Annotated in this window: 19 protein-coding genes; 11 read left to right on the top strand and 8 right to left on the bottom strand. The window is 69.7% G+C overall.

The window, feature by feature from the left end:
* Window positions 1-176: 176 nt before the first annotated feature.
* Window positions 177-2417, bottom strand: a complete 2241-nt coding sequence (locus GPZ80_RS08370) for a helicase-associated domain-containing protein (RefSeq protein ID WP_187219666.1) — start codon at window positions 2415-2417, stop codon at window positions 177-179.
* Window positions 2418-2496: 79 nt separating this feature from the next.
* Here GPZ80_RS08370 and GPZ80_RS08375 point away from each other — a divergent pair, with 79 nt between their 5' ends.
* The 4 genes from GPZ80_RS08375 (at window position 2497) to GPZ80_RS08390 (ending at window position 5630) form a co-directional block, all read left to right on the top strand.
* On the top strand, window positions 2497-2685 hold the full coding sequence (locus tag GPZ80_RS08375; protein WP_187219667.1) for a hypothetical protein: 189 nt from the start codon (window positions 2497-2499) through the stop codon (window positions 2683-2685).
* Window positions 2686-2828: 143 nt separating this feature from the next.
* On the top strand, window positions 2829-4223 hold the full coding sequence (locus tag GPZ80_RS08380; protein ID WP_187219668.1) for an NAD-dependent malic enzyme: 1395 nt from the start codon (window positions 2829-2831) through the stop codon (window positions 4221-4223).
* A 16-nt stretch (window positions 4224-4239) separates the two neighbouring features.
* Window positions 4240-4719, top strand: coding sequence for a cyclic pyranopterin monophosphate synthase MoaC (moaC, locus tag GPZ80_RS08385; protein WP_187219669.1), 480 nt, complete (start codon window positions 4240-4242; stop codon window positions 4717-4719).
* Window positions 4716-5630: a molybdenum cofactor biosynthesis protein MoaE gene (locus GPZ80_RS08390; protein WP_312880195.1), complete on the top strand. Its 915-nt coding sequence runs from the start codon at window positions 4716-4718 to the stop codon at window positions 5628-5630. Before moaC ends, GPZ80_RS08390 begins: the two co-directional genes overlap by 4 nt.
* Before the next feature lie 154 nt (window positions 5631-5784).
* On the opposite strand, the gene GPZ80_RS08395 is transcribed toward GPZ80_RS08390, so the two are convergent.
* The 3 genes from GPZ80_RS08395 to moaA form a co-directional block, all read right to left on the bottom strand.
* Window positions 5785-6438 (bottom strand): LysM peptidoglycan-binding domain-containing protein, encoded by a 654-nt coding sequence (locus GPZ80_RS08395; protein ID WP_187219670.1) that lies wholly within the window; start codon window positions 6436-6438, stop codon window positions 5785-5787.
* Between the two features lie 444 nt (window positions 6439-6882).
* On the bottom strand, window positions 6883-7143 hold the full coding sequence (locus tag GPZ80_RS08400) for a MoaD/ThiS family protein (RefSeq protein WP_187219671.1): 261 nt from the start codon (window positions 7141-7143) through the stop codon (window positions 6883-6885).
* On the bottom strand, window positions 7140-8165 hold the full coding sequence (moaA, locus tag GPZ80_RS08405) for a GTP 3',8-cyclase MoaA (RefSeq protein ID WP_187219800.1): 1026 nt from the start codon (window positions 8163-8165) through the stop codon (window positions 7140-7142). The genes GPZ80_RS08400 and moaA overlap by 4 nt, the downstream gene beginning before the upstream one ends.
* 168 nt (window positions 8166-8333) lie before the next feature.
* Between moaA and GPZ80_RS08410 the strand changes: the two genes are divergently transcribed.
* From GPZ80_RS08410 to GPZ80_RS08435, 6 genes are all read left to right on the top strand, one after another.
* Window positions 8334-8726: a TOBE domain-containing protein gene (locus GPZ80_RS08410; protein WP_187219672.1), complete on the top strand. Its 393-nt coding sequence runs from the start codon at window positions 8334-8336 to the stop codon at window positions 8724-8726.
* Window positions 8723-9436, top strand: coding sequence for a molybdate ABC transporter substrate-binding protein (gene modA / locus GPZ80_RS08415; protein ID WP_187219673.1), 714 nt, complete (start codon window positions 8723-8725; stop codon window positions 9434-9436). The genes GPZ80_RS08410 and modA overlap by 4 nt, the downstream gene beginning before the upstream one ends.
* A gap of 158 nt (window positions 9437-9594) precedes the next feature.
* The gene (locus GPZ80_RS08420; protein ID WP_312880196.1) at window positions 9595-10368 is read left to right on the top strand and encodes an ABC transporter permease; all 774 of its coding nucleotides are present in this window, start codon (window positions 9595-9597) and stop codon (window positions 10366-10368) included.
* The gene (locus GPZ80_RS08425) at window positions 10365-11441 is read left to right on the top strand and encodes a sulfate/molybdate ABC transporter ATP-binding protein (RefSeq protein WP_376771657.1); all 1077 of its coding nucleotides are present in this window, start codon (window positions 10365-10367) and stop codon (window positions 11439-11441) included. The genes GPZ80_RS08420 and GPZ80_RS08425 overlap by 4 nt, the downstream gene beginning before the upstream one ends.
* A 113-nt stretch (window positions 11442-11554) precedes the next feature.
* Window positions 11555-12325 carry an HAD-IIA family hydrolase gene (locus GPZ80_RS08430; RefSeq protein WP_187219802.1) on the top strand — a complete coding sequence of 257 codons (771 nt, stop codon included), beginning with the start codon at window positions 11555-11557 and terminating at the stop codon, window positions 12323-12325.
* 48 nt (window positions 12326-12373) lie between these two features.
* Window positions 12374-13186, top strand: a complete 813-nt coding sequence (locus GPZ80_RS08435; protein WP_187219675.1) for a metallophosphoesterase family protein — start codon at window positions 12374-12376, stop codon at window positions 13184-13186.
* Between the two features lie 16 nt (window positions 13187-13202).
* Here GPZ80_RS08435 and GPZ80_RS32540 read toward each other — a convergent pair whose 3' ends face one another.
* The 4 genes from GPZ80_RS32540 to GPZ80_RS08455 all read right to left on the bottom strand — a co-directional run bounded on the left by GPZ80_RS32540 (window position 13203) and on the right by GPZ80_RS08455 (window position 15196).
* Complete coding sequence (locus tag GPZ80_RS32540) at window positions 13203-13436, bottom strand: helix-turn-helix domain-containing protein (protein ID WP_312880210.1); 234 nt, start codon at window positions 13434-13436, stop codon at window positions 13203-13205.
* A 204-nt stretch (window positions 13437-13640) separates the two neighbouring features.
* A complete protein-coding gene (locus GPZ80_RS08445) occupies window positions 13641-14234 on the bottom strand; it encodes a DUF3558 family protein (protein WP_187219676.1) in 594 nt (197 codons plus the stop codon).
* An 11-nt stretch (window positions 14235-14245) separates the two neighbouring features.
* Window positions 14246-14728, bottom strand: a complete 483-nt coding sequence (locus GPZ80_RS08450; protein WP_187219677.1) for a Scr1 family TA system antitoxin-like transcriptional regulator — start codon at window positions 14726-14728, stop codon at window positions 14246-14248.
* Between the two features lie 93 nt (window positions 14729-14821).
* Complete coding sequence (locus GPZ80_RS08455; RefSeq protein ID WP_187219678.1) at window positions 14822-15196, bottom strand: YccF domain-containing protein; 375 nt, start codon at window positions 15194-15196, stop codon at window positions 14822-14824.
* Window positions 15197-15289: 93 nt separating this feature from the next.
* On the opposite strand from GPZ80_RS08455, the gene GPZ80_RS08460 reads away from it, so the two are divergent.
* Entirely contained in the window at window positions 15290-16909 is a 1620-nt protein-coding gene (locus tag GPZ80_RS08460; protein ID WP_187219679.1) for an AMP-binding protein, read from the top strand.
* Window positions 16910-16946 lie beyond the last annotated feature (37 nt).

The following is a 16946-nucleotide window of genomic DNA, read 5'->3' on the forward strand; positions in this document are numbered from 1 at the left end:
CCCGGGGTCGCCTTCCCATACGGTCGCGAGTCCAATGTTCAAAACAACGAGTCCAACGTTCAGAACATCGACTTCCACTTTCACGTCACCGTGAGCTGGGACTTCGGATGTTCTGAACGTTGGACTCGTTGTTTTGAACGTTGGACTCGCGACCGTATGGGAAGGCGACCAGCGGGTCAGTCGTCGACCAACGCCGCGCTGGTTATGCGGTGGACTGGGAGGCGGTGGAGGTCGTCGCCGGTGGGGTCGTGGCCTTCGACGACGCCGCCGCCCAGGCGGACTGGTATGAGGACGCGTTGGACGGCGCTGCCGTGGCCGTCGACCATGCCGATCCAGACCTTGCTGCCGTCCTGGATGGCCGTTTTCAGCAGGGCCATCACCTCCGCCAGGTTCGCCCCGCCGGAGCTCGGCGACACCGGGCGGCTGCGCCTGCTCTCCGCCGCGCGGTCGCCCGCCCGCATGCTCCGCACGATGTCGGACAGCTGCTCGGGGTCGGCCACCCGCGTGCCGGCGGGCCTGCGCAACGCCCGCGTGGCCGTCTGCACCCGCCTGCCGGTGGGACGCAGGTCGACGACCTGTCCGTCGACGTCCTCCGCCGCCGGGGTGAACCCGACGGCACGCAGCTCGTCGAGAATCTCCAGCAGCGGAACCGGGCTGATCAGCACCGTCGGCGCGATCCGACGCAGCCGCAGCGACGTCGCCACCGGGTGCGCCGCCACCTCCGCGACCAGCGCCGGGTCGTCGCAGCGCAGGAACGACGTGGCCGCGCCGCCGCGCAGCCTCCCGTGCCTGCGGGCGACGTCGTCGATCAGGTAGGTCAGCGACTGCGGGATCGGCGTGCGGGACCGCAGCCGGAATAGTTCGTGCAGGTCGGCGGCGGTGCGGCCGACGTCGAGCGCGCGCCGGATCGACGTCTCCGACACCCGGTAGACCGTGGCGCTGCCCGCGGACTCGACGTCGGCGACCTCGCCGACCTGGGCGGCCAGGTGCGGTTCGAGCACGCCGGGGGCGACGACGGTGAGGTCGGCCTGCACCAGGAAGTGGTCGATCGGCTCGGGCATCGCCTCGGCCATCCGCTTCGCGGAGGCCGCGGCGCCCTCGTCGAGCAGCGCCCGGCCTGGTCCGCTCACCGCGCCGAGGGCGACGACGCCGAGAGCGGAGGCCTCGGTCAGGGTCCAGCGGACGATCTCGTCGCGCAGCCTGCCGCCGCGCCGGGGGGCGCGCCAGGCGAGGACGGCGGCGAGTTCGTCGGGGGAGACGATGCCGGTGCCGGGTTTGAGGTCGGTGAGGGCGGTCAGCACCCGCAGCCGCTCCAGCGGCGCGACCGGGCGGCGCAGGTCCTCCGACAGCGGCGCGAGCAGCTTGTCCTTGCCGTCGCGCAGCCCGCCGAGGCCGGGGAGTCGCGGCAGGTCGAGCCACGCGGTCGCGAGCGTCGCCCAGCGGTTGGCGGGGGAGGCGGCGAGCCAGAGGTCGGCGTGGTTGGTCGGCACCCACTCGGGGATCACGGTGTCGGTCTCGGCGACCAGGCTCGCGCCGAACGCAAGCTCCACGAGCAGTGTCGCCTGCCGCTCGCTGATCTCGAGGGCCTTGGTCAGCCGCCGCACGTCGCGCACGCCGATGCCGCCGGACTTAAGCGTCGTGGCGGGATCGTCGGACCACATGTGGATGAGGGCTTCCATGTGCCGCAACACTTCAAGCGTCTCACTCGCCGCCGTGGCGTCCACAGTGGACTGCTTGTTCGTGGCGGTGTGCAGGGTCGGCTCGGTAAGGGCGCCGGTGCGCTCCCGGCGGACGGCCAGCCCGACCTCGCGCGGCAGTTCGACGGTCTGCGCGTCCACCCGCAGCAGCAGGCCGCGGGCGAGCAGCCGCTGGATCGGGGTCCGCGCGTCGGCCAGCGGAAGGATCTCCGCGGCGTCCTTCGTGCGTCCGACCGGCTGCCCGTGCGCGAGGGCGGTGACGACCTTGCGCTCGTCGTCCTCGATCTCGGCGAGCAGCACGGACACGTCGACGTCGGTCAGCGAAGGTGAGGACCGGCCCAGCCCGCCCGGGTAGAGGCCGCCCGCCTCCCGGGCGGCGGGGACCAGACTGATCCCGTCGTCCTCGCCCCAGGCCAGGATCATGGTGCGCAGCGTGTCGGCCGCCTCCTTGAGCCGCTCGGGCGGCACGTCGAGCAGGCCTTCGAGCGGCACGGGCTGCTTGTCCGCGCCCGCCGTGAGCAGCGCGTCGAGCACGGCGAGGGTGAACGTGTCGAGCCCCTCGGCCGCCCTGGCCACGGACGCGCGGGTCCCGGCCCTGGTGGCGAGCACCGTCGTGTCGGCGGGCCGTGGCGTGGCCAGGTCGGGGCGCACGCGCAGCACCTCGGTCAGCGCCTCGTCGTCCCGGGCGCGCAGCCAATCGGTGAGCGTGGTGCTGGACACCCTGACCACGGTATACGGCCCGTGGTTCCGGTAATCTCCGTACTCGCGAAACCTGTTCGTGTGATCCCAAGGAGGAGCCGTGGCGAAGGCCGCCAAGAGCCACCGTGTCGACCCGCACTGGGCGGGGGACGACGACCACGGCACGCACCCGGTGAGCGAGCTGACCTCGGACCGCCAGGGCGCTCTCTCGCCCTACGGCGACGTCACGTTCCCGCTGGAGCAGGTGCCCTACCAGCACCCCGTCACGGAGATCAACAAGACCCGCTGACCCGCGGGCGGCAGGCGGTGGACCACCGCCTGCCTCGGGAACGGCGTGACCTGCGCCTACTACCGGTCAGTACACAGAATGTGATCACCTCCTCGCGCTAGGCTCGCTCCATTCCAGACGCGTCGTCTTCTTTGGAGCCCCGCATGCCAGTGCCCGGTCCCGGCTACTCCATCACCGTCCGCGTGGAGGCGCCGCCCTCGGCGAGCGCGGCGGGGGACCTGGCTGGGGCCATCGGCCGGGTCGGCGGGGTCATCACGGCGTTCGACGTCGTCGAGTCGCACAGTGACCGGATCGTCGTCGACATCACGTGCAACGCGGTGTCGGCCAACCATGCCCGCGACATCACCGAGGCGCTGGAAGTGCTGCCGGGTGTGGTCGTGCGCAAGGTGTCCGACCGCACCTTCCTCATGCACCTCGGCGGCAAGATCGAGGTCAACGCCAAGGTCGCGCTCCGCAACCGTGACGACCTGTCCCGCGCGTACACCCCCGGTGTCGCCCGCATCTGCCAGGCCATCGCCGACAACCCGGACGACGCCCGCCGTCTGACGATCAAGCGCAACACCGTCGCCGTCGTCACCGACGGCTCGGCCGTGCTCGGCCTGGGCAATCTCGGACCCGCCGCCGCGCTGCCGGTCATGGAGGGCAAGGCGGCGCTGTTCAAGAAGTTCGCGGGCGTCGACGCCTGGCCGGTGTGCCTGGACACCCAGGACACCGAGGAGATCATCCGGACCGTGCAGCTCATCGCGCCGGTCTACGGCGGCATCAACCTCGAGGACATCGCCGCGCCCCGGTGCTTCGAGATCGAGGCCCGGCTGCGCGACCTGCTCGACATCCCCGTCTTCCACGACGACCAGCACGGCACCGCCATCTGTGTGGTCGCCGCGCTCCGCAACGCGCTGCGCGTCGTCGGCAAGGACATGGCCGACACCAAGATCGTGGTGTGCGGGGTGGGCGCGGCGGGCTCGGCCATCATCCGGCTCCTGCTGCGCCGCGGCCCCGCCGACATCGTCGCCGTCGACGTCGACGGCATCGTCCACTCCGGACGCGGCGACGGCGACGAGAACCTGAAGTGGGTCGCGGCCAACACGAACCGGGACAACAAGACCGGCAACCTGCACGACGCGCTGGTCGGTGCCGACGTGTTCATCGGGGTGTCGGCCCCCAACCTGTTCGGCGCCGACCAGGTCGCGACGATGGCCGCTGACCCGGTGGTGTTCGCCCTGGCCAACCCGGACCCGGAGATCGACCCGCTCGAGGCGCAGAAACACGCCGCGGTGGTCGCGACCGGCCGCTCGGACTACCCGAACCAGATCAACAACGTCCTGGCCTTCCCCGGCGTATTCCGCGGTCTGCTCGACGCCCAGGCCCGCGGCATCACCGACACAATGCTCCTCGCCGCCGCCGACGCCATCGCCGACGTGGTCGACGGCGACAAGCTCAACGCCTCGTTCATCGTTCCCAGCGTGTTCGACCCGGCGGTCGCGTCCGCGGTCGCCGAAGCCGTGCGCAAAGCCGCGGGGACCTCTCACTCGGGTTGAGTACTAGGCTCAATTCGTGGGTGAACTCAGTCATGTTGATGCCAGCGGCGCGGCCCGGATGGTCGACGTCTCCGCCAAGGAGGTGACCTCGCGCACCGCGGTGGCCAGCGGGGTTGTCAGAACCACCGAGGAAGTGGTCGCGCTGCTGCGGCGGGACGGCCTGCCCAAGGGCGACGCGCTGGCCACGGCCCGGATCGCCGGGATCATGGCGGCGAAGAAGACCTCGGAGCTGGTGCCGCTGTGCCACCCGATCGCCCTCTCCGGCGTCCGGGTGGACTTCGACCTCGACGGGCCGCGGGTGCGAATCTCGGCGACCGTGCGCACCAACGACCGCACCGGCGTCGAGATGGAGGCGCTCACCGCCGTCGCGGTCTGCGGGCTCACCCTGCACGACATGATCAAGGCCGTCGACCCGGCCGCCGTGCTCGACGCGGTCCGCGTGGAGCGCAAGGACGGCGGGAAGAGCGGCACCTGGGTCCGGGAGGAGCAGTCGTGAACACCGCACACGTCATCACCGCGTCCAACAGGGCCGCCACCGGCGTATATGAGGACAAGACCGGCCCGGTCATCGTCGCCTGGCTGCGCGAGCGCGGTTTCGACGTCCCGGACCCGGTGGTGGTGCGCGACGGCGCCCCGGTCGAGACGGCCCTGCGGGCGGCTGTGGCCGCCGGGGTGGACGTCGTGGTGACCACTGGCGGCACCGGCCTCACCCCGACCGACGGAACCCCGGAGGCGACGCGGGCGGTCCTGGACTACGAGATCCCGGGCTTGGCGGACGCCATTCGGGCAGCCGGGTTGCCCAAAGTGCCGACTGCGGTGCTGTCCCGCGGCCTCGCGGGCGTCGCTGGGCGCACGCTCGTGGTGAATCTGCCGGGGTCCTCCGGGGGCGTTCGGGACGGTCTGGGCGTTCTGGAGCCGGTCCTGGCCCATGCGGTGGACCAACTACGTGGGGGTGACCACCCACGACCTGCTGAAGCGCCCGCGACGGCCCAGGTGCTGCGGGCCGACATCAGCGACTCCACCATCAGCGTCGAGGAACACGCGGCCCTGGTGGAACACGCGGCGGCCGGTGCTGTGGTGACCTTCGCGGGCGTTGTCCGCGACCACGACCACGGCCGTGGCGTGCGCGGGCTGAGCTACGAGGGCCACCCCAACGCGAAGGACATCGTCGCCGAAGTGGCGGCTGACATCGCCAGGCGCCCGGGCGTCCGGGCGATCGCGGTGAGCCACCGGATCGGTGACCTGGCGATCGGGGACGTGGCCCTGGCGTGCGCCGTGGCCGCCGAACACCGGCGAGAGGCATTCGTGGCCTGCGCGGATTTGGTGGATGAGGTCAAGGCGCGGTTGCCGATCTGGAAGCACCAGCTCTTCACCGACGGCACCGATGAATGGGTCAACTGCCCCTGATCCGCCGCACCGCCTGCCCGTATCGCAGCCTCTTCACCCCAAACAGGCACCCGCAACGAATCCGCGAACGCCCGGAAACAGAACCGGACCCTCACCGCCGGGGGGTAGCGGTGAGGGTCCGGAGCTGGGGCCCCAATCGAGCGGGGCGTCGTACTTACTTGGTGGCGATCTTCTGACCCACGAGGATCAGGTTCGGGTCGCCGATGTAGTTCTTGTTCTTCTCGTGCAGGGCCTGCCAGCCGCCGGTCACGTTGAGCTGCTTGGCGATCTGCGACAGGGTGTCACCCGCGACGACGGTGTAGTCGCCAGCCGGGTTCGACTTCGACAGCGCCACCGGGGCGGCGGGGGCCGCGACCTTGGGGGCGGTCACCTTGGGCGCCGCGGCCTTGGGGGCAGCGGGCTTCGTGGCGGCCTTCTTGGGAGCCGCGGCGGGCTTCTTCGCGACAGCGGCGGTCGAACCGGCCCGCTTGCCACAGGTCGGCCACGCGCCGATGCCCTGGCCCTTGAGGACGTTCTCCGCGACGCGGATCTGCTCCTCGCGGGAGGCCTGGTGGGCCATGCCCGACCCGCCGTACGCCCGCCAGGTGCTGGCACTGAACTGCAGGCCGCCGTAGTAGCCGTTGCCGGTGTTGATGCTCCAGTTGCCGCCGCTCTCGCACTGGGCGATGGCGTCCCAGTTGACGCTGCTGGCGGAGGCGGGGGCGGCGACGGCGACCATCGGGGCGCCGATCGCGACACCCGCGACGATGACGCGGGCGATGGTGCGCTTGGCGGAGGACGGCTTGCGGTGCTTGCCTAGGTAGGACATTTGGGTCTCTCCTCCCGCGCCTGCGAGCGGTGTCGCTGTGGGCGGGCCAGACTTCGGCCCGGCCGGGGCTCTCACCCGGCTGCCACGCCTGGCGTGCCGAAGCACGTTCGTCGTGGTCCCTCGCCCCTGTCCGGAAGTTCGCTTTCGCTCGGGGTTGGTTCCCGAGAGGCCGCCGGACAGGACTTGGCGCTACGGACTCCCGGGTAGTGCGTGGCTGGTTCGGGGCCAGCCAGAAAGCGACGGTACGTAACCGGGAGGGGTTTCGGAAATTATCCAAGCCGTGACCGTCGTCACAGTAACGCTGGACGAAGGGCCTTCGATGGCCGTAAATCCGCAGGTCAGAGGGTTGTGTTTCGCTGTTATGATTCCGTGTCCTGCTCGAGATAATTCACGCTAGGTGAGGTTTGGCTCACGTCGTTTCGGCGTGTTGGGCCGTTCGTGAACTCAGCCGCCGGCGAAGGGCGGGAGCACATCGAGCACGATTCCGTCGCTCAACGGAATCGATCGATCGCGCACCGCGACACCGTCGAGCAGGAAGCTCGACGCCAGCAGGACCCGGGAGAGCGCCTCGCCGTGGCGGACGGAAAGCTCCTTCAGCGCATCGGCGACCGTGGCGCCGGAGGGAAGTCCCAGGGTCTCCTCGGGCACGCCCGCGGCGGCTCGCGCCCCGGCGAAGTACCGGACCGTGGCTGTCGTCACGCTCATCCCCCGATCGCGCTCATCGGTCGCAGCGGCTGGGCGAACCCGGCGTCGTTGATCTGGTGCCCAGCGAGTTTGGCCCACATCGTGGCCCGCCACAGGTCGGCGATCTCCGCGTCGTCGGCCCCGGCCCGCAGCGGCGCGCGCAGGTCGGTCTCCGACTGGCTGAAAAGGCACGAGCGCAGCGCGCCGTCGGCGGTCAGCCGGGTGCGGTCGCAGTCGCCGCAGAACGGGCGGGTCACCGAGGCGATGACGCCGACCTCGGCGGGTCCGCCGTCGACCAGCCAGCGCTCCGCGGGGGCCGCCCCGCGCGGACTCGGGCTCTCGGTCAGCTCGAACTCTTCGCGAAGCATCTCGAGGATGCGCTCCGCGGTGATCATCTGCGTGCGCTTCCAGCCGTGCTGCGGGTCGAGCGGCATCTGCTCGATGAACCGCAGGTGGTAGCCGTGGTCGACGCAGTAGCGCAGCAGCGAGGCGGCTTCGTCGTCGTTGATCCCGGGCAGCAGCACCGCGTTGACCTTGACCGGCGTCAGCCCGGCGTCGCGCGCGGCGGCGAGGCCGTCGAGCACGTCGGAGAGCCGGTCGCGGCGGGTGATCTCCATGAACCGCTCGGGCCGCAGGGTGTCCAGGGAGACGTTGATCCGGTCGAGCCCGGCGTCGACCAGCGACTTGGCGCGGCGCACCAGCCCGATGCCGTTGGTCGTCATCGAGATCCGCGGTCGGGGGGAGAGGGCCGCGGTGGCGGAGATGATCTTCTCGATGCCCTTGCGCAGCGTCGGCTCGCCGCCGGTGAACCGGACGTTGGTGATGCCGAGGGTCTCCACGGAGATGCGGATCAGCCTGCTGAGTTCGTCCTCGTCGAGCATCTCGCCGCCGGGCATCCAGTCGAGGCCCTCGGCGGGCATGCAGTAGGTGCAGCGCAGGTTGCAGCGGTCGGTGAGCGACACCCGCAGGTCCCTGGCGATCCGACCGAACCGGTCGATCAACGCGGGGTTGTCCGGGCGTGGCGCACTCGACGTGCCGGGCATTGCCGGAAGTCCCAGATCAACCGCTGTCACCTGATCCAGGGTAGTCGCGATTTCACCGAATGGGCTGAGGTGCCCGCTATCTGAGCACGACCGCGAGGCGAGTGTCCAACCGCGATTGCGGGTGAAATTGTCCTATGAGGACGTGACTGCGGAGGTTACGCTCCCAGTGTGCCGTACTTCCGGTTATCCGAAGCCGCCCGCCTGCTCGGCGTCAGTGACGACACCGTTCGCCGATGGGTCGACGCCGGACACCTTCGGGCGGAATCCGACGCGGCCGGGCGCAAGGTCGTGGAGGGCTCGGTCCTCGCCGACTTCGCCCGGACCCAGGCCCGCGAGATACCCGACCCCATGGCGGGCGGGCGGTCGGCGCGCAACCGGTTCGTCGGACTGGTGACCGAGGTGTTGGCCGACCAGGTCATGGCCCAGGTGGAGATGCAGTGCGGTCCCCACCGCGTGGTGTCGCTGATGAGCTCGGAGGCGGTCCGGGAACTCGGCCTCGAACCGGGGGTGCTCGCCGTCGCCTACGTGAAGGCCACCCAAGTGGTGGTGGAGACGCCATGATCAAGGCCGTGCTCCTGGCCGCGGCGCTGCTCGCGGGCTGCGGCACCGGCGCGGGCCCGGCAGAGACGACCGTGACCGTGTTCGCGGCCGCCTCGCTGACCGAGTCGTTCACCGCCCTGGAGAAAGGATTCGAGACCGACAACCCCGGCGTCGACGTGCGGCTCAACTTCGCGGGCTCATCGGCGCTCGCCCAGCAGATCGCCAACGGCGCCGACGCCGACGTCTTCGCCGCCGCGGACGAGACGACGATCGCGCGCGTGGCCGACCACCTGGAAAATCCGGCGGTGTTCGCCACCAACCACCTCACCATCGCCGTCCCGCGCGGCAACCCGGCCAGGATCACCGGCCTCGCCGATCTGACCCGCCCGGGCGTGACCGTCGTCGTCTGCGCCCCCCAAGTCCCCTGCGGCGCGGCGACACGCAAGGTCGCCCCGGGTCTGCGGCCCGCCAGCGAGGAGCAGGACGTGAAGGCGGTGCTGACCAAGGTCGCGGCGGGGGAGGCCGACGCGGGCTTGGTCTACGTCACCGACGCCCGGTCGGGAAAGGTCGACGCGATCGACTTCCCGGAGTCGGCGGCGGCGGTCAACAACTACCCGATCGCGCTCACCAAACAGGCCCCGAACGCCCCCCTTGCCCGCCGCTTCGTCGACTTGGTGCTGAGTTCCACCGGCCAGAACGAGCTGGTCAGAGCCGGTTTCGGCAAGCCATGACCCCGCCATCCACAGGGTGCCCCGGTTATCCACAGCAACCCCACACCCCCTCCTCCCCGGCCCCCAGCGCCGATAGACTGGCCAAGGGACGTCCCCCCAGGGAAGGGCGGGGGCCGCGCTGGTTTCGGGCGACGAGAAGCAGGCGTGGAGCGTCGTGGGTGCCGGGGGTGTTGTGGGTGCCCGCTGTGCTCGGGTTGGCCATCGTGGTGTTGCCGCTGGTCGGTTTGCTCGTCCGCGCGGACTTGGGGAACTGGGTCGAACACGTCACGAGCCCGGGCGCGGTGGCCGCGCTCGGGCTTTCCTTGCGGACGGCGGCCATGTCGACCGTTCTCTGTCTTATCCTGGGCGGCCCCCTCGCCGTCGTGCTCGCACGCGCGCGCGTTCCGGGGGTGCGGGTGCTCCGCGCGGTCGTGTTGCTTCCGTTGGTGTTGCCGCCGGTGGTCGGCGGGCTCGCACTCCTCTATCTCCTGGGCCGTTCCGGCTTCGCCGGTCACGCACTCGACCTGGCGTTCGGCGTCCGGGTCCCGTACACGACCGCCGCCGTCGTGATCGCGCAGACGTTCGTGGCCATGCCGTTCCTCGTGGTCGGGCTCGAAGGGGCACTCAGGACCGCGGGGGAGCGCTACGAGGCTGTCGCCGCGACCCTCGGGGCCCGGCCGTGGACGGTGTTCCGCCGGGTCACCGTCCCGCTCCTGCTGCCCGCCATCGGCTCCGGCGTCGTCCTGTCGTTCGCCCGCGCGCTCGGCGAGTTCGGGGCCACGATCACCTTCGCGGGCAGCCTCGAAGGCGTGACCCGCACGCTCCCGCTGCAGGTGTACCTCCTCGGCGAGACCGATGTGGACGGTGCGATCGCCGTGTCCCTGCTGCTGGTCCTGGTCGCGATCGCGGTGATCGTCGTGGCCCGCCCGCGCGCGGTGGAGCGCGCGCCGTGACCGGGCTGCGCGCGGACTTCGTGCTGACGCAGGGGGATTTCCGGCTCCAAGTCGACCTGCGCACGGAGCCGGGGGAGGTCATCGCCGTGCTCGGGCCCAACGGCTCCGGCAAGTCCACCCTCCTCGACGTCCTCGCCGGTTTGCGCCAACCCGATTCCGGGGTGGTCGCCGTCGACGGCATGACGCTGACTGACACCGCGGGCGGCGTGCGGGTGCCGCCACACCGCCGGGGTGTCGGCCTGCTCGCCCAGGTGGCGCTGCTCTTCCCGCACCTCACCGCGCTGGCGAACGTCGAGTTCGGACCGCGCGTGCAAGGCAAGGACCACACCACGGCCCGCCGGTGGCTCGACGACGTCGGCGCCGGGGACCTCGCCGACCGCAGGCCGCGCGGCCTCTCCGGCGGCCAGGCGCAGCGTGTCGCGCTCGCGCGGGCGCTCGCGGCCGACCCCGTGCTCCTCCTGCTCGACGAGCCGTTCGCCGCCCTCGACGTCGACGCCGCCCCCGCGCTGCGCGGCGTGGTCCGCCGCGTCCTGCGGGACCGCGCGGCCGTGCTGGTCACCCACGACCCGCTCGACGCGCTCGCCATCGCCGACCGGGTCGTCGTCCTGGCAGGCGGGAGGGTCGTCGAACAGGGCCCGACCCGCGAGGTCCTGTCCCGCCCACGCACCCCGTTCACCGCCCGCGTCGCCGGGCTCGACCTGGTCGCGGGCACCGCCTGCCCCGACGGGCTGCGAACAGTGGACGGTGCGCTCATCGCGGGTTCCGGCGGCGCCGAGATCAACGGTGAGCCCGCGGTCGCCGTGTTCCGGCCCGCCGACGTCGCGGTCTACACCGAGCGGATCCACGGCAGCCCGCGCAACGTGTTCGAGGCGACGGTGACGGCGATGGAGCCGCACGGCGACGTCGTGCGGATCCGGGTCGCGGGTGGCAGGCCGTGGGTGTCCGGGCTGGCCGCGGACCTGACCGTGGGCGCGGTCGCCGAACTCACAATCGAGCCGGGATCTCGCGTCTACCTGGCGGTGAAGGCCACCGAGGTCCGCGTCCACCCCGCCGTCGCCGACCCGGCTGGGTAGCCTCACGCCATGAGCGAGCTTGCGAGCGAATCAATGTCACAGTGCCTTCGCGAGTGGAGCCACCGAACCGGTGAGGTGGCCAGGTGAGTGGGCCCTGGACGTATCTCATGGACATGGACGGGGTGCTGGTGCACGAGGAGCACCTCATCCCCGGCGCGGACGCGGTGATCGCCGAGCTCACCGCGGACGAGACGCCGTTCCTGGTGTTGACCAACAACTCGATCTACACCCCGCGCGACCTGCGGGCCCGGCTGCTGCGCACCGGACTCGACGTGCCCGAGTCCTCGATCTGGACCTCCGCGCTGGCCACGGCGAAGTTCCTCGACAGCCAGCGCCCCGGCGGATCCGCGTTCGTCATCGGCGAGGCCGGGCTGACCACCGCCCTGCACGAGATCGGCTACACCCTCACCGAACGCGACCCCGACTACGTGGTCCTCGGCGAGACCCGGACGTACAGCGTCCCCGCGATCACCCACGCGATTCGGCTGATCGTCGCGGGCGCCCGCTTCATCGCGACCAACCCCGACGCCTCCGGCCCCAGCCGTGAGGGCATCACCCCCGCGACCGGCGCCGTCGCCGCGCTGATCGAGAAGGCCACCGGCCACGCGCCGTATTTCGTGGGCAAGCCGAACCCGCTGATGATGCGCTCCGGCCTGCGTTCCCTCGGTGCGCACTCGGAGAACACGCTGATGATCGGCGACCGGATGGACACCGACGTGCTCAGCGGCCTGGAGGCGGGCCTGCGGACGATCCTCGTCCTCACCGGCATCTCGGACCGCGACACGGCCGAGCGGTTCCCGTTCCGCCCGACCCGGGTGATCGACTCGATCGCCGACCTCGTCGGGCAGACGAAGGACCCCTTTCCGGTGGGCGTCGAAGGATGATCAGCCGATACCTTCGCATCGTGAGCGAGGCTCGCCTATCGTCGGACCGTGCAGGAAGAAAGTTCCGTGGCGCGCACCTACGTCGTCGGTGACGTCCACGGGCACCGCGACGAACTCCTTGACGCGCTCCGCTCCGCGGACCTCATCGACGACGACGCCGCCTGGGCGGGCGGCGACGCGCGCGTGTGGTTCCTTGGCGACTTCGTCGACCGCGGCCCGGACGGCATCGGCGTCATCGACCTGGTCATCCGCCTCGGCGTAGCAGCGGAGAAGGCGGGCGGCAAGGTCGAGACGCTCCTCGGCAACCACGAGATCCTGCTCCTGGGCATGCACAAGTTCGGCGACACGGAGGTCCCGTCCGACTTCGGCCCCCGCAGTTTCGCGCGCAGCTGGGAGATGAACGGCGGCATGGTGAGCGACCAGGAGGCGCTCACCGACGACCACGTGTCCTGGCTGCTCGACCGCCCGGTCCTGGCACTGGTGGGCGACCACCTGCTGATGCACTCCGACACCCTCGAATACCTCAACTGGGGCCCGGACATCGAAGCCATCAACACCGCCGTCAGAGACGTCCTGCGCTCCGACGACCTCGTCGACTGGTGGGAGGTCTGGCGCCGGATGACCACCCGGTACGCCTTCCGCGGGCCCCATGGGGAACAGGTGGCGGACGACCTGCTGGCCGTGCTGGGCGGAAGTCAGGTCGTCCACGGGCACAGCGTGATCGCCGACCAGGTCGGCAGGCTGCCGGTGGAGATCGACGGTCCACACGAGTACGCCGGCGGCAAGGCGCTGGGCGTGGACGCCGGGGTGTTCGTGGGCGGGCCGTGCCTGGTGGTCGAACTTCCGTGGAAGCCGGACTAGGCGACGGACTTCGGGTTCAGCTCGACCACCAATTCAGCGGCCAAGGCGACGGCCAGCCGCTCAAGCACGGGATGGTGGGAACGGTCCCACCCACCTCGAACCGTGCGATCGCGGGCTGGGTCATCTCGGACGCCTCAGCGAGCCGCGATTGGGTCCACCCGCGTGCTTCTCGCATCTCCCGCACCGCTGTGCCAAGCTCGAACGCCAGCCGCGCCGCCTCATACGCTTCCGCCGCGCCCGGCTCCGCCATCCGCCGATCACGAAGGCCGCGCCAGTCTTGGTCCGACACCCGCCTCACCCCTCCGCCGTGTGTTCCTGATCGACACAGAGCCGCAACGCCTGCTGAGCCGATCCGCCGTCGGGCGGTGTCTGATCGGACCGGCCGTGGTCGTCTGCGGCTGCTTGGGAGACGTAAGCGCGCTCAGGCTCTTAGCGGGTTGGTGGTCAGTATTTATCAGGGCAGTTCCGGCTCGACGAGCTTCGCGGCTTGCTCTGCGATTGCGCACGACTTTTCAAGACTCGCCGATGACGTCAGGACGTCCACCCTGGTCGACGGGCCAACGGCGAGCGAGAATACGCAGTTGTCCGCAATACCGACCCACTGTCGTGCCTCATGTTTCCCGATGTTTGGGATTGTCTTGACTTCACCTTTGGCTTTAATGTCTTTGACACCGAGGGTGTCAAAGATCGCGATGGTGAAGTTCGCCCGGTCTCGAAGCGACTCAGCGGGAATCGTCCACAGACAGATCCTTCCTCGTCCGACTTCATCGTCGGACCCGGCCCCCGCAACCTTGATCGCACTTGCGGCCGAGCTGGTCAAGAGATCGCATGGCCGCGCATCTGCGAGTGGGCTGTCCGGTACCTTCGTCGAGCTTGTCGGTTTGAACGTCTTGGTCGAGCTACCACCAGTAGACGTCGGCTCACTTGTCACATCACCGGTTGGGGTAGCGGTTCCTGATGTCGGACTTGTGCAGCCGCCGATGCTGATGAGCGCAGCAACGGCACAAGAAAGAACCAGAGTCGAACGCCTCACGATGATTCCCGCCATCCTTCCACCGCTCATCCTTTGAACTTCGATGAGCCAATTTCATCGACATGCCTCGCTTGGCGCCGCTCGGTCGATATGTTCTCGTGACTGAGCAGGGCCTGGATATATGGCTCGGTCTGAAGTAGACCGGGAATGACTTCCGGCTGGTAATTGACCGCCTGGTTCGCCGACGACTCGTGGAACATCAGCGATCGCAGGCTGTCGGACATCCACTCGCCGCTCGGGCACAGCCAGTATCCGCGGTCGTCATTGGCATCCCGACAGAACTGCAGCAGTCGCTCGACGTCCCCGTAGCTCGCCCCGCAAGAGGCGAGGTAGTAGACGACCTCCGACTCCGACGCCGTGCCCGGAACGCCGTTCTCGAGCCGGTTCAAATGTGCGGGCGACCGGCCGACCTTCTGGGCGAGATCGCGCAGGGTCAATCCGGCACTGTCGCGGTAAGCCTGGAGTCGCGAGCCCAATTCGCGCGCGCTGGCCCTGTTTCTCGATCCCATGCGTGGCACGCTACGGACATTCGATGCCGCAGCGTGCCATCCTGACCCGGATTCCACCTGATCAGGCCAGTTGTCACCACCCGTGAAACAAGCTCAGTCGACCGGAACGATGCGCGCGCCGAGAGGCACCAGCGACACCGGAATCATCTTGAAATTGGCGATTCCCAACGGGATCCCGATGATCGTCACGCACAGCGCGATCCCCGTGACGATGTGGCCGATCGCCAGCCACCAGCCGGCGAACACGATCCAGATGATGTTGCCGATCACGGACGGCGCGCCCGCGTCCACGCGGGGTTCGATGGTGCGACCGAAGGGCCAGAGGGCGTAGTTGGCGATCCGGAACGACGCGAGGCCGAACGGGATCGTGATGATCAGGATGCAGCAGAGGATTCCGGCGAGGACGTAGCCGATGGCCATCCAGAAGCCACACAGCACGAGCCAGATCAGGTTCAGGATGAGTCGCACAAGGTCATTGTCCTCGCCCTCTCCCTTTGGAGATGTGCAGGCCGCGCGTTTGTGAGGAGGATGGCTCGAACGAGTCGAGAGGAGCGCGTCGCGATGGGTCAGCCGAGTTACGCCTCAGGGACGTCCACCGTGCCGTTGCTCGGGGACACGATCGGGGGGAACTTCGACCGGACCGTGGCCGCCCACCCGGACCGCGAGGCCCTTGTCGACCGCGCCTCGAACCGCCGCTGGACCTACGGGGAGCTGGCAGAAGAGATCGACTCCGTGGCAAAAGGGCTGGTCGCGATGGGCGTCGGCAAGGGCGACCGGGTCGGGATCTGGGCGCCGAACTGCGCGGAGTGGGTGTTCATCCAGTACGCGACGGCGAAGCTCGGCGCGATCCTGGTCAACATCAACCCCGCCTACCGGGTCCACGAGCTGAAGTACGTCCTCAACCAGGCGGGCGTCCGCACTCTCGTCGCCGCACCGTCGTTCAAGACCTCCGACTACGCCGCGATGATCGAGGAGGTCCGCCCCGAGTGCGCCGGGCTGACCGACGTCGTGCTCATCGGCCGGGACTCGTGGGACGCCCTGGTCAGCCACGGCGGTGACCTGCCCGAGATCGCGCTCTCCGCCGACGACCCGATCAACATCCAGTACACCTCCGGCACCACCGGCTTCCCCAAGGGCGCGACCCTCTCGCACCACAACATCCTCAACAACGGCTACTTCGTCGGCGAGCTGTGCGGGTACACCGAGCAGGACCGGATCTGCGTCCCCGTGCCCTTCTACCACTGTTTCGGCATGGTCATGGGCAACCTCGCGGCCACCTCGCACGGCGCCTGCATTGTCATCCCCGCCCCCGCGTTCGACCCCAAGGCGACGTTGGCCGCGGTGGCCGAGGAGAAGTGCACCTCCCTCTACGGCGTCCCCACGATGTTCATCGCCATCCTCGCCGAACCCGGTGTCGACGAGGCCGACCTGAGCGCGCTGCGCACGGGGATCATGGCCGGGTCGCCGTGCCCGGTCGAGGTCATGAAGCAGGTCGTCGAGCGGCTGGGCATGGCCGAGGTGACCATTTGCTACGGCATGACCGAGACCTCCCCGGTCTCCACCCAGACCCGCGCCGACGACAGCGTCGACCGCCGCGTGTCCACGGTCGGCCGGGTCCACCCGCACCTCGAGGTCAAGATCGTCGACCCTGAGACCGGCCGGACCGTTCCGCGCGGCGAGCCGGGCGAGTTCTGCACCCGCGGCTACTCGGTGATGCTGGGCTACTGGGATCAGCCGGAAAAGACCGCCGAGGCCATCGACAGTGCCCGCTGGATGCACACCGGCGACCTCGCGGTGATGGACGACGAGGGCTACCTCAACATCACCGGCCGCATCAAGGACATGGTCATCCGCGGCGGCGAGAACATCTACCCACGCGAGATCGAGGAATTCCTCTACACCCATCCCGACGTGCTCGACGCGCAGGTGATCGGCGTCCCGGACGAGCGCTACGGCGAGGAACTGATGGCGTGGATCCGGATGAAGGAGGGCGCGGAGCCACTGACGGCGGAGTCGGTGCGCGAGTTCTGCGCGGGCAAGCTCGCCCACTACAAGGTCCCGCGCTACGTGCACGTCGTCGAGGAGTTCCCGATGACGGTCACCGGGAAGATCCGCAAGGTCGAGATGCGCCAAGCGGCCGTCGACCTGTTGGGGTTGAACACCGACGTCCGGCACGCATAGCGGACGGGACATCGGACCCGTTGCGCGACAACTGACC

This window comes from Actinokineospora xionganensis (assembly GCF_014323725.1).
Taxonomy (GTDB): Bacteria; Actinomycetota; Actinomycetes; order Mycobacteriales; family Pseudonocardiaceae; genus Actinokineospora; species Actinokineospora xionganensis.

What these genes read in the sequence shown, in the direction of transcription:
- GPZ80_RS08395 (WP_187219670.1), bottom strand. Translation starts at nt 6,438, where the DNA reads ATGTCCTACCTAGGCAAGCACCGCAAGCCGTCCTCCGCCAAGCGCACC.
- GPZ80_RS08445 (WP_187219676.1), bottom strand. Translation starts at nt 14,234, where the DNA reads ATGGCGGGAATCATCGTGAGGCGTTCGACTCTGGTTCTTTCTTGTGCC.
- modA (WP_187219673.1), top strand. Translation starts at nt 8,723, where the DNA reads ATGATCAAGGCCGTGCTCCTGGCCGCGGCGCTGCTCGCGGGCTGCGGC.
- GPZ80_RS08380 (WP_187219668.1), top strand. Translation starts at nt 2,829, where the DNA reads ATGCCAGTGCCCGGTCCCGGCTACTCCATCACCGTCCGCGTGGAGGCG.
- GPZ80_RS08400 (WP_187219671.1), bottom strand. Translation starts at nt 7,143, where the DNA reads ATGAGCGTGACGACAGCCACGGTCCGGTACTTCGCCGGGGCGCGAGCC.
- moaA (WP_187219800.1), bottom strand. Translation starts at nt 8,165, where the DNA reads ATGCCCGGCACGTCGAGTGCGCCACGCCCGGACAACCCCGCGTTGATC.
- GPZ80_RS32540 (WP_312880210.1), bottom strand. Translation starts at nt 13,436, where the DNA reads ATGGCGGAGCCGGGCGCGGCGGAAGCGTATGAGGCGGCGCGGCTGGCG.
- GPZ80_RS08450 (WP_187219677.1), bottom strand. Translation starts at nt 14,728, where the DNA reads ATGGGATCGAGAAACAGGGCCAGCGCGCGCGAATTGGGCTCGCGACTC.
- GPZ80_RS08460 (WP_187219679.1), top strand. Translation starts at nt 15,290, where the DNA reads ATGGGTCAGCCGAGTTACGCCTCAGGGACGTCCACCGTGCCGTTGCTC.
- GPZ80_RS08430 (WP_187219802.1), top strand. Translation starts at nt 11,555, where the DNA reads ATGGACGGGGTGCTGGTGCACGAGGAGCACCTCATCCCCGGCGCGGAC.